This window comes from Dermacoccus sp. NHGro5 (assembly GCF_017565385.1).
GTDB classification, from domain to species: domain Bacteria; phylum Actinomycetota; class Actinomycetes; order Actinomycetales; family Dermatophilaceae; genus Dermacoccus; species Dermacoccus nishinomiyaensis.
Genome location: NZ_JAGEKQ010000015.1, coordinates 118,277 through 129,691 on the forward strand (window position 1 = coordinate 118,277; position 11,415 = coordinate 129,691).

At 70.3% G+C, this 11,415-nt stretch carries 9 protein-coding genes; 4 read left to right on the top strand and 5 right to left on the bottom strand.

Going from position 1 to position 11,415, the window contains the following annotated elements:
- Positions 1-18 precede the first annotated feature (18 nt).
- Positions 19-1,194 (bottom strand): serine/threonine-protein kinase, encoded by a 1,176-nt coding sequence (locus J4Z35_RS08000; RefSeq protein ID WP_074045509.1) that lies wholly within the window; start codon positions 1,192-1,194, stop codon positions 19-21.
- Between the two features lie 191 nt (positions 1,195-1,385).
- The gene (locus tag J4Z35_RS08005; RefSeq protein ID WP_074045508.1) at positions 1,386-2,243 is read right to left on the bottom strand and encodes an aldo/keto reductase; all 858 of its coding nucleotides are present in this window, start codon (positions 2,241-2,243) and stop codon (positions 1,386-1,388) included.
- Between the two features lie 131 nt (positions 2,244-2,374).
- On the opposite strand from J4Z35_RS08005, the gene J4Z35_RS08010 reads away from it, so the two are divergent.
- On the top strand, positions 2,375-4,165 hold the full coding sequence (locus tag J4Z35_RS08010) for a biotin carboxylase N-terminal domain-containing protein (RefSeq protein WP_062257026.1): 1,791 nt from the start codon (positions 2,375-2,377) through the stop codon (positions 4,163-4,165).
- A gap of 130 nt (positions 4,166-4,295) precedes the next feature.
- Here the strand turns inward: J4Z35_RS08010 and J4Z35_RS08015 are convergent, their stop codons facing one another.
- Positions 4,296-4,937, bottom strand: coding sequence for a TetR family transcriptional regulator (locus J4Z35_RS08015; RefSeq protein WP_006947400.1), 642 nt, complete (start codon positions 4,935-4,937; stop codon positions 4,296-4,298).
- A gap of 16 nt (positions 4,938-4,953) precedes the next feature.
- Positions 4,954-6,360: an NAD(P)H-quinone dehydrogenase gene (locus J4Z35_RS08020; protein WP_006947339.1), complete on the bottom strand. Its 1,407-nt coding sequence runs from the start codon at positions 6,358-6,360 to the stop codon at positions 4,954-4,956.
- Positions 6,361-6,535: 175 nt separating this feature from the next.
- Between J4Z35_RS08020 and J4Z35_RS08025 the strand changes: the two genes are divergently transcribed.
- From J4Z35_RS08025 to J4Z35_RS08035, 3 genes are read left to right on the top strand one after another with little or no spacing between them, the layout of a single operon-like run.
- Positions 6,536-7,372, top strand: a complete 837-nt coding sequence (locus J4Z35_RS08025; protein ID WP_006947398.1) for a purine-nucleoside phosphorylase — start codon at positions 6,536-6,538, stop codon at positions 7,370-7,372.
- Between the two features lie 46 nt (positions 7,373-7,418).
- Entirely contained in the window at positions 7,419-9,152 is a 1,734-nt protein-coding gene (locus tag J4Z35_RS08030; RefSeq protein WP_006947381.1) for a phospho-sugar mutase, read from the top strand.
- Entirely contained in the window at positions 9,149-9,880 is a 732-nt protein-coding gene (locus J4Z35_RS08035; RefSeq protein WP_235181936.1) for an AAA family ATPase, read from the top strand. The genes J4Z35_RS08030 and J4Z35_RS08035 overlap by 4 nt, the downstream gene beginning before the upstream one ends.
- An 82-nt stretch (positions 9,881-9,962) precedes the next feature.
- Here J4Z35_RS08035 and J4Z35_RS08040 read toward each other — a convergent pair whose 3' ends face one another.
- On the bottom strand, positions 9,963-11,156 hold the full coding sequence (locus J4Z35_RS08040; protein WP_235006191.1) for an adenosine deaminase: 1,194 nt from the start codon (positions 11,154-11,156) through the stop codon (positions 9,963-9,965).
- Positions 11,157-11,415 lie beyond the last annotated feature (259 nt).

Consider the following 11,415-nt stretch of genomic DNA (forward strand, 5'->3'; position numbering starts at 1 on the left):
GCGTCCTGCCGGCCGGCGTCAGCCCTGCCAGGAGTACGAGCCGTCCTTCTCGGTGCAGGTGAGGGTCTTGCCGCTCGTCGTCTGGGCGGTCGTGCCGGCGTCGGCGTAGGCGCAGACGCCGCCGGTGTTGGCGAGCTGCGGGTCGTACGCGCCGTCGCCCGCGCCCCACGGCTGCCAGAGCGCGAACGCTGCCGCGATGGCCGCCGCCAGAGCGGCCGGAGCCGCGATCCACGCCTTGACGGTGGGGCGACGGCGCACCGCTGCGCCGTCGATGACCGTGGCGGGCGCCGCGGAGGAGTCCGTGAAGCCGTCGAGGGCGCGGGCGGCCGCACCTGCCTCGAGGCGGACGAACTCCCCTGACGTCGTCATCTCGGGCAGGCGGTCGGGGATCGGGCGGGCCGCCCATTCCTGCCAGGCGTTCTCCGGGAGCATGAGCCAGCTGAGGGCGTCGCGCGCGTTGGCGGGCCGCCGGTCGGCGACGGGATCGGCGAGGGCGACGAGCAGGTTCCACAGCGAGTCGGGGATACCCTCGGGGCGCGGGGGCACGTCGTCCTTGCGGACACGGATGCTCGCTCCGGGTTTGATGCCGGTCAGCATGTGCAGGCCCATCATTCCGGCGGAGTACAGATCCTGACGGGGGTCGGGATCGTCGCCCTTGGCCTGCTCAGGCGACATGTAGCCCGGTGTGCCGAGAACCATCTCGTTGCTCGTCAGGCGGGGCGCGTCGACGCTGACGGCGATGCCGAAGTCGGTGATCCACGCCGAGGGCACACCCATTCCGGTGGCTTCGAGCAGGATGTTGGCGGGCTTGATGTCGCGGTGCACGATGCCGGCGCTGTGGCAGGCGTCGAGTCCGTCGAGGATCTGGCGCATGAGTTCGGCGACCAGCGGGTAGGGCAGGGCGCCGTTCTCCTTGACGAGTTCGCTGAGCGAGCCACCGTCGATGAGGGGCATCGTGAAGATGACGCGGCCGTCCTCGCCGGCCCAGCCGAGAGGGGTGACGACGTGATTGTGCTCGATGCGCATGCCTTGTTCGCGCATGAAGCGCAGCAGCGATCCGGCGTCGGACTGGCGCAACAGTTTCGCTGCGACGAGGCGGCGCGACTTGTGGTCGTGGACGCGCCAGACGGACCCCATGCCGCCTTCGCCGATCTGGTCGATGAGTTCGTAGCGTCCAGCGAACATCTCACCCATGGGTTCGTCTGCCTCCCCGCAGCCTGCTCGAATATGGTCTCAGCTTACGTGACCACAACCAGGAACGAACCCGTGTCGCACCGAGACAGGCCCCCAGGGCCTGGCCGGAAGATGCGGCAGAAAACATTTGATCGATGATGTGACGAAGCCCCACGCGAGCTTGCTCGCGCGGGGCTTCGTCACATCATCGATCAATTCAGGTCGTTCGGGTGAGAGCCGATGCGGCCGTCCTTGTCGTCGAGGTCGCTGATGGCGTGGAGGTCGTCTTCGGTGAGTTCGAAGTCGAGGACGTCGAAGTTCTCGGCGATGCGGGCGGGCGTCACGGACTTGGGGATGACGACGTTGCCGATCTGCAGGTGCCAGCGGATGATGACCTGCGCGACGGTCTTGCCGACGCGTTCGGCTATTCCTTCGAGCACGGGGTTGGTGAGGATGTCGCCGCCCTGGCCGAGGGGACTCCAGGCTTCGACGACGATGCCGTTGTCGGCGCAGAAGTCGCGGACGGCCTTCTGCTGGAACTTGGGGTGCAGTTCGACCTGGTTGATGGCGGGGAACTCGCCGGTCTCGTCCTTGAGGCGCTGCAGGTGCTCGGGTTCGAAGTTGCAGACGCCGACGGCGCGGATCTTGCCGGCGTCGCGCAGTTCGAGCATCGCCTTGAAGGTGTCGACGTAGGTGTCCTTCTCGGGCGTGGGCCAGTGGATGAGGTAGAGGTCGAGCGGCAGGATCGATTCGCCGCCGAGGCGTTCGATGGACGCGTCAAAGGCCTTCTTCGTCGCCTCGGCCCCCTGGTCGTCGTTCCAGACCTTCGTCGTGAGGAAGATGTCGCTGCGCGGCACGTCGGAGGCGGCGATGCCCTGCCCGACGCCTTCTTCGTTGTCGTAGATGCGGGCGGTGTCGATGCTGCGGTAGCCGACCTTCAGGGCTTCCTGCACGGCGGCGGATGCGCCGTCGTTCTCGACCTGCCAGACACCGAAGCCCAACTGCGGCATCTCGATGCTCGCCGAGCCGGCCTGGAGGGTCACGGTGGGGACGTTCGTGTTCTCAGCCATGTCAGCGGCAACCACGCCGCGCGCTCTCGTATTCCGGCGTTGAGCGCTCGGATGACGTCGATCCCGGCGCCTGAGGAACCTACCGCCGGGTATTCTCGCCGGTCACCCCCCGCGGCGATAAGGTCACGGACATGAGTTCTGTCACCAAGGTCCTGATCGCCAACCGTGGCGAGATCGCAGTCCGTATTGCGCGCGCGGCGAAGGACGACGGCATCGCCTCCGTGGCCGTCTACGCCGAACCCGACCGTGACGCTCTGCACGTGCGCGTCGCCGATGAGGCCTACTCCCTCGGCGGCTCGACGCCCGGCGATTCCTATCTCGTCGTCGACAAGATCCTCGACGTCGCGAAGCGTTCCGGCGCTGACGCCGTCCACCCCGGGTACGGTTTCCTCGCGGAGAACGCCGAGTTCGCGCAGTCCGTCCTCGATGCGGGCCTGACGTGGATCGGGCCGTCGCCCGCCGCCATCGACTCGCTCGGCGACAAGGTCAAGGCGCGTCACATCGCGACGAAGGCCGGCGCTCCCCTCGTGCCCGGTACGAAGGATCCGGTCGACGACGCGGACGAGGTCGTCGCGTTCGCGAAGGAGCACGGCCTGCCCGTTGCCATCAAGGCCGCCTACGGCGGTGGCGGACGCGGCCTCAAGGTCGCGCGAACGATCGAGGAGATCCCGTCGCTGTACGAGTCGGCTGTGCGCGAGGCCGTCACGGCGTTCGGGCGCGGCGAGTGCTTCGTCGAGCGCTTCCTCGACAGCCCGCGCCACGTCGAGACGCAGTGCCTCGCCGACAACCACGGCAACGTCGTCGTCGTCTCGACGCGTGACTGCTCGCTGCAGCGCCGCAACCAAAAGCTCGTGGAGGAGGCGCCGGCGCCGTTCGTCAGTGACGAGCAGCACGCCGAGCTGCTGCGGGCGTCGAAGGCGATCCTGCGCGAGGCGGGTTACTCGGGTGCGGGCACCTGCGAGTACCTCATCGGCACCGACGGCGTCATCAGCTTCCTCGAGGTCAACACGCGCCTGCAGGTCGAGCACCCCGTCTCCGAGGAGGTGACGGGTATCGACCTCGTGCGCGAGCAGTTCCGCATCGCCCGCGGCGAGGAGCTCGGCTATGACGACCCGACGCCGCACGCACACTCGATCGAGTTCCGCCTCAACGGCGAGGACGCAGGCCGGAACTTCCTGCCGGCGCCGGGCACCGTCGAGAAGTTCGAGGCGCCGAGCGGGCCGGGTGTGCGCGTCGATTCGGGTGTCGTCTCCGGCGACGTCATCGGTGGCGCGTTCGACTCGATGCTCGCGAAGATCATCGTGACGGGCCGCACCCGCAAGGAAGCGCTCGAGCGCTCGCGCCGCGCGCTGGACGAGACCGTCATCGAGGGCATGCCGACGGTGCTGCCGTTCCACCGCGTCGTCGTCGAGGATCCGGCGTTCGCGCCCGAGTTCACCGACGCCCCCGACGCGCCGTTCAGCGTGCACACGCGCTGGATCGAGACGGAGTTCGACAACCAGATCTCGCCGTACGATGGCACGCCCGAGGCCGCGGCCGAGCAGGCTGCCCGTCAGAGCGTCGTCGTCGAGGTCGGCGGCAAGCGCCTCGAGGTGTCGCTACCGGGCGCCCTCGCCGTGAGTTCCGGAGCGGGCAAGGGCTCCTCGGCCGGCCCGCGTCGCGCCGCACGCAAGGGCGGTGGCGGCGCCGCGGCGAGCGGTGACTCGCTCACCGCGCCGATGCAGGGCACCGTCGTCAAGGTGGCCATAGAGGACGGCACCACGGTCGAAGCCGGCGACACGATCGTCGTCATCGAGGCGATGAAGATGGAGCAGCCGATCACCGCGCACAAGGCGGGCGTCGTCAGCGGCCTCGCCGCGACCGTCGGCGAGACGGTGACGGCCGGCACGGTCCTCGCGCAGATCAAGGACGTCGACGCCTGACGGCTCCGACGTTCGAACGCCCCGGCACGCCGAGCGTGCCGGGGCGCCTGCGTCTCACGGGTTCCTACGTCTCACGATGGACGCGAAACGCTGGTTGGCTCGATGCCCCGTAGCTCAGTGCGCCCGTAGCTCAGTGCGTGGGGCGCGCGTCCTCTGGCGACGCGGTGCCGAGCAGCACCATGCGCAGCGTCTTGTCGATGTACGGGCCGCGACGCTCCGCAGGCTGCGCGAGCGCCGACAGGACGATGCCCTCGATGCTCGCGACGGCCGTCTCGGCGCGCAGACGCGAATCGGAGCGCGCGCCGGTCTCCGAGGTGCGGCACACGATCGTCTCGACGATGCTGACGAGCTCGCTGCGCCACTCCCCCACGGCCGGCGCGAGCTCGGGCGTGCGCAGCGACTCGAGGGACAGTTCGAGGATCGCGACCATCAACGCGCCGTCGTCCTGCGTCACCCAGCGTTCGAGCAGGGCCGTCGCGAACGGTGCGGTGGCGAGCGGGTCGTCGGTGCCGGACGGGATCTGCTCGCCCAGCGCGCGGACCTGCACGGCCACGCGGGAGCCGACGTGCGTCGTCAGGCCGGCGAGCAGCGCGGCGCGCGTGCGGAAGCTGACCGAGCACGTGCCCTCGGGAAAACCCGCCTGACGATCGACCGCCCGGTGCGTCAGCCCACGCAGCCCACTCGTCGCGAGGACGCTCGTCGCTGCGTCGAGCAGCGCCGCCGGGCGTGGGTTCTCGCAGGCGGCATCGCTGGGCGCGCTCGTCCTCGTCATCGCGTGCGGCGAGGGATCAGAAGACGTCGCTGCTGTGCAGACGACGTGCGGCCTCGGCGATCGAACCCGTCATCGACGGGTACACCGAGAACGTGTTGGCGACCTGGTCGACCGTCAGGCGGTTCGCGACGGCCATGCCGATCGGGTAGATCAGCTCCGAGGCCTGCGGCGCGACGACGACGCCGCCGATGATCGTGTTCGATCCCGGGCGGGCGAACAGCTTGACGAAGCCGTCGGTGATGTTGCGCATCTTGGCGCGCGGGTTCGTCGAAAGCGGCAGCGTGACGACGCGCGCCTCGATCTTGCCCTCCTCGACGTCGGCCTGGCTGTAGCCGACCGTCGCGATCTCGGGGTCGGTGAAGATGTTGGCCGTGACGCCGCGCAGGTTGAGCGGCTGCACCGCGTCGCCGAGGGCATGGTGCATGGCGACGCGCCCCTGCATCGCTGCGACGGACGCGAGCGGGTATACGCCCGTGCAGTCGCCGGCGGCATAGATGCCCTGCGCGCTCGTGCGCGAGACGCGGTCGGTGACGATGTGGCCCGAGTCGGTGAGGTCGACGCCCGCGGCCTCGAGGCCGATGCCCTTCGTCTGCGGGATCGAACCCACGGCGAGGATCGCGTGCGTGCCTTCGACCTTGCGTCCGTCCTCGAGCGTCACGACGACGGTGTCGCCTTCACGCGTTGCGGCCATGGCGCGGCTGCGGTTGAGGACCGTCATGCCGCGGCGGCGGAAGACGTTCTCGATGACCGTGGCCGCGTCGGCGTCCTGGCCGGGCAGCACGCGGTCACGCGAGCTGACGAGCGTGACGTCGGCGCCGAGGCCGAGGTAGGCGTGCGCGAGTTCGGCACCGGTGACACCAGAACCGACGACGATGAGCTTCTCGGGGACCTCGGTGAGGTTGTAGATGTCCTTCCACGTCAGGATGCGCTCGCCGTCGGGCTTCGCGGTGTCCATGACGCGCGGGGTCGTGCCCATCGCGAGGAGGATGACGTCGGCGCGGATGTCCTCGGTCTCGCCGTTCGTGAGCTCGGCCTCGACCCACCCGTGGCCCTTGACGCGGCCGGTGCCGCGCCGGATGCGCACGCCGACACTCTCGAGCTGAGCCTGGATGTCGACGGACTGCGCCTTCGCCAGGCGCAGGATGCGCTCGTTGACCTGGCCCAGGTTGGCGTGCGCGTGCTGGTTCTCCTCGTTGCCCTCGAAGCCGACGCCGAGGCGGCCGGCCGCCTCGAAGCGCGAGAGGAAGTCGGAGGTGGCGATCAGGGTCTTGGAGGGGACGCAGTCGGTGAGCACCGCGGCACCACCGAGGCCGTCACGGTCGATGACCGTGACCTGCGCACCGAGCTGGGCGGCGACGAGCGCGGATTCATAACCGCCCGGGCCACCACCGATGACGACGACAGACTTCTTCCGTGAGCTCACCCCCCTATCCAATCACTTGACGTCAAGAGACTTCGAATCGCGGGCACGTCGATGCATGTGGCGCGAGCAGGGCACGGCGGTAGGTGCGCCTGCAGGTGCGTCGGCGGGCGCATCGGCAACAGGGACGTTCGCGCGGTCGGCACCGGTTGTCGGCCTCGCCACGTACCCTGAAGGGGTGACTCAGCAGACCACTTCGCCCCTGTCCGATCCGAGCGTCGATCCCTTCGAGATCGCGCGTGACGCCGCGCGCGTCATCGCCGAACGCACGGGCGTCGAGAAGCACGACGTGGCGCTCGTCCTCGGCTCCGGCTGGGGCCAGACCGCCGACCTCATCGGCGAGGTCAAGGCGACGATCGACAACACCGACGTGCCCGGGTTCGGCGCGGCGGCCGTCGCTGGTCACAGCGGGCAGATGCGCTCGATCGAGATCGAGGGCAGTGGCAAGCGCGCCCTCGTCTACGGCACGCGCACGCACTTCTACGAGGGCAAGGGGGTGCGCGCCGTCGTCCACGGCGTGCGTACCGCCGCGGCGGCCGGGTGCGACACCGTGGTGCTGACGAACGGGTGCGGCGGCCTGCGCCCGGAGTGGGGCCCGGGCACGCCCGTGCTCATGAGCGATCACATCAACCTGACGGCCACCTCGCCGCTCGAGGGCGCGACGTTCGTCGACCTCACCGACCTGTACTCACCGCGCCTGCGCGACGTGGCGCGTTCGATCGACTCCTCGCTCGACGAGGGCGTCTACGCGCAGTTCACCGGGCCGCACTACGAGACGCCCGCCGAGGTGCGCATGGCGAAGACGCTCGGCGCCGACCTCGTCGGCATGTCGACGGCCCTCGAGGCCATCGCGGCGCGTCACGCGGGCCTCGAGGTGCTCGGCATCTCCCTCGTCACGAACCCGGCGGCGGGTATCAGCCCCACTCCGCTCGACCACGCCGAGGTCATCGAAGCCGGGCGGGCAGCGGCCGAGCGGTGTGGGCAGTTGCTGTCGGGCATCGTCCGGGCGCTGTGACGGCGCCGACCACCGAATCGATCACCGACGCGAGCGAGGAACGACGATGACGACCGACACGGCCCACCTGCTCGACCAGGCACGTGCCTGGATCGCCGACGACCCCGACGAGGTGACACGCGCAGAACTCGAATCCGTCGTGGCGGCAGCCGAATCCGGCGACGCTGCGGCGCTCGATGATCTGGCCGATCGATTCCGCGGACTGCTCGCCTTCGGTACCGCGGGCCTGCGCGGCGCGCTCGGAGCAGGGCCCAACCGCATGAACCGCGTCGTCGTCCTTCGTGCTGCGGCAGGGCTCACGCGCTACCTGCAGACCTCGCTCGGCAAGCGGGACGTCACGGTCGTCATCGGGTACGACGCGCGCACGAACAGTGACGTGTTCGCCGCCGACACCGCGGCCGTCGTCACCGCTGCGGGTGGGCGGGCGCTCGTCCTGCCGCGTCCGCTGGCGACGCCGGTGCTCGCGTTCGCGATCCGGTACGTCGGGGCTGATGCGGGCGTCATGGTGACGGCGAGCCACAACCCGCCGCAGGACAACGGCTACAAGGTCTACCTCGGCGACGGCAGCCAGATCGTCCCGCCCGCCGACGCCGAAATAGCCGCGGCGATCGACACGTTCCCGTCCGCGGCGTCGATCGAGCGCGCCGAGGACGGCTGGGAGACCCTCGGCGACGACCTCGAGGCCGATTACCGCGACGCCTGTGTCGCCTCGATCACCCCGGGCGGACCGCGCGACGTCGCCGTCGTCCACACGGCGCTGCATGGCGTCGGGTCGACGACGCTGCTCGCGGCGTTCGAGCAGGCCGGTTTCGCGCGCCCGACGCCCGTCGCGTCGCAGGAACAGCCCGACCCGCGCTTCCCCACCGTCAGCTTCCCGAATCCAGAAGAGCCCGGCGCGATCGACGCGGCGCTCGACCTCGCGCGCGAGGTGCGGCCCGACATCGTCATCGCCTCCGACCCGGACGCCGACCGCTGCGCCGTCGCCGCGCCCGACCCGAGGTGCGCGTCGGCTGAGGACCCCCAGGGGTGGCGCATGCTGCGCGGTGACGAGGTGGGGGTGCTGCTCGGGCAGCGTGCACTCGACCTCGCTGCGACCGGCGCGCTGCACGGCGTCGACGGGGGCGCGCCCGTGCTCGCCAACAGCATCGTCAGCTCGCGCCAGCTCGGCGCGATGGCGGCCGATGCGGGCGTCGCGCACGTCGAGACGCTGACCGGGTTCAAGTGGATCGCCCGGGTGCCCGACATTGCCTACGGCTACGAGGAGGCGCTCGGGTACTGCACCGCGCCGTCCGTCGCGCGCGACAAGGACGGCATCTCCGCGGGCCTCGCCGTCGCGGAACTGGCGGCCGGGTTGAAGGCCGAGGGCCGCACCCTCGTCGACCTGCTCGACGACCTCGCCCGCCGCCACGGCGTGTACGCGAGCGACTCGTTCAGCATCCGCGTCGCCGAGCTGGCGCAGATCCCCGCCATCATGGCGGCCCTGCGCGAACGACCTGCGACGCAGATCGGAGACGTCGTCGTCGCGCAGTTCCACGACCTCGCCCTCGGTGACGGCGGCCTGCCGCCGACCGACGGCCTGCGCTACCTGCTCGCCGACGGCACCCGCGTCATCGTGCGCCCGAGCGGAACCGAGCCGAAGGTCAAGGTCTACCTCGAGGCGATCGTGCCCGTGGACGACCTGGCGCCCGGCGTGGACGACGCCCTGGCCGCGGCGCGTGCGGAGGCGGCCCGCCGTCTCGCCGCGACGCGGCGTGCGATGGAGGAGCTCACCGCACTGTGACGTCTCACGAGAGCGCCGCCGAAGGGGCCCTTCCGACGAGCGACGTTGCCCCCGAGAAGGTTTCGACGACTCACCCGCCGGCTCCGGCTGACGCAGACGGGCCTGTCGTGGGCGCGCGGGGAGCGCTCGCCCGCGTCATCGTCGTGTCGGGGCCGTCGGGCAGCGGCAAGTCGCGGCTGGCTCGCCAGTTGTGCGCGAGCCACGGGTGGCCGTTCGTCAATCTCGACGACTTCTACCGCGATCACGACGCGCCCGATCTGCCGCGGTTCGCCTCGGGCGAGATCGACTGGGACAACGCCGGCACGTGGAACGTCGAGGCCGCTGCGCAGTCGCTGGAGCGGTTGTGCCGCACCGGTGCCACCGACGTGCCGCAGTACTCGATCTCGCAGAGTCGTGCGACGGGCACGCACTCCGTCACGCTCGACGGAGCCCGGTTCGTCGTCGCCGAGGGCATCTTCGCGCCCGACGTCATCGCCCCGCTCGCCGAGCGCGGTGTGCTCGGCGAGGCGTGGTGCCTGCGTCGCAACCGGACGGTGACTGCGGCCCGGCGGTTCATCCGCGACGTGGCCGAGCGCCGCAAGCCCCCGCTCGTCCTCGTGCGGCGTGGGGCGCGGCTGTGGCGGGACGAACCCGAACTCGTCAGAGCGCACCTGGCGCGCGGCGCCCAACCCGTCACGTTCTCCGAGGCCGTGCGCCGCGCTGCGGCGCTGCAGTCGTCAGCGATCTGACGGGCGCACCTGGGCGGCGCTCAGGGTGCACGTGCTCGGCCACCGAACGCAGCAGCGTGGGTCACCGACCAGGTCAGGCACGTCAGGCGCGGGCCGCGGCGAACCCGGGTTTGATGACGTCCATGATGATCGCGAGGCGCTCGTCGAACGGGATGAACGCCGACTTCATCGCGTTGACGGTGACCTTCTCGAGGTCGTCGAGACCCCAGCCTGCCTCGCTGACGAGCCCGGTCATCTCCTTCGTCATCGACGTGTCGCTCATGAGGCGGTTGTCGGTGCTGAGCGCGACGCGGAAACCGAGTGCCAGCAGGAACGAGATGGGGTGGCTGCGCAGCGACAACGCCGCACCCGTCTGCAGGTTCGAGAGCGGGCACACCTCGAGCGCGATGCGCCGATCGCGGACGAAGGCGGCGAGGCGCCCGAGGCGGACGTCGGCCTCCCCCGCCCGAACACGCGCAGGCAGCGCGGCGCGAGCCGGCTCGTCGAGTTCGGGGTAGGCGACGCCGTCGATCGTGATGTCGTCGGTGATGCGCACGCCGTGCCCGAGCCGTTCGGCGCCGCAGTACTGGATGGCCTCCCAGATGCTCGGCAGCCCGAATGCCTCACCGGCGTGGATCGTGAAGTGCGCGTTCTCGCGGCGCAGGTACTCGAACGCGTCGAGGTGGCGTGTGGGAGGGAAACCGGCCTCGGCGCCGGCGATGTCGAAACCGGCGACGCCCTGGTCGCGGTAGGCGACAGCGAGTTCGGCGATCTCGACGCTCTTCGCCGCGTGGCGCATCGCCGTCAGCAGGGCGCGCATGACGATGGGCCTGCCCTGCTCGGCGGCGCGTTCGGCACCGCGTCGGAAGCCTTCGAGCACAGCGTCGACGACCTCGGTGAGGGCCAGACCCTTCTCGATGTGCAGCTCCGGCGCGAAGCGGACCTCGGCGTAGACGACGCCGTCCGCCGCGTGATCCTCGGCGCACTCGGCGGCGACGCGGACGATGGCGTCGCGGGTCTGCATGACGCCGACGGTGTGCTCGAACGTCTCGAGGTAACGCACGAGCGAACCCGAGTCGGCGCTGTCACGGAACCAGCGCGCGAGTGTCTCGGCGTCGTCGGCCGGCAGCGCGTCGTAGCCGGTCTTGCGCGCGAGTCCGAGGACGGTCGCCGGACGAACCCCACCGTCGAGGTGATCGTGCAGCACGACCTTCGGCAGCGCCGCGACGACGTCCTGTGTGAGTGCCCGCGCCGCCGTTTCGTCCAAGCTGTGTGTCGTCGCAGAGGTGTCAGTCATGGCCCAAGTGTAGGGCTCACCTGCCCCGTCCCCATCTGCGATTCTTGTCCACATTCGCGATTTTCGTCCACCTCTGCGAACGGCGGTGGATGTCAACCTGTGGTGAGTCACTCAGGGCCGGGATGGTTGATTCCGGCCCACGCTTTCGGGGCGGGCACTGGCGCGCGGTGGCCGCGGAAACGTTCGGGGTGACGCGCCTGGTAGTAGGCGAGGCTGACTTGGCGGCGAGCGTGCAGCATCTTCCACGACCCGTCGTGCA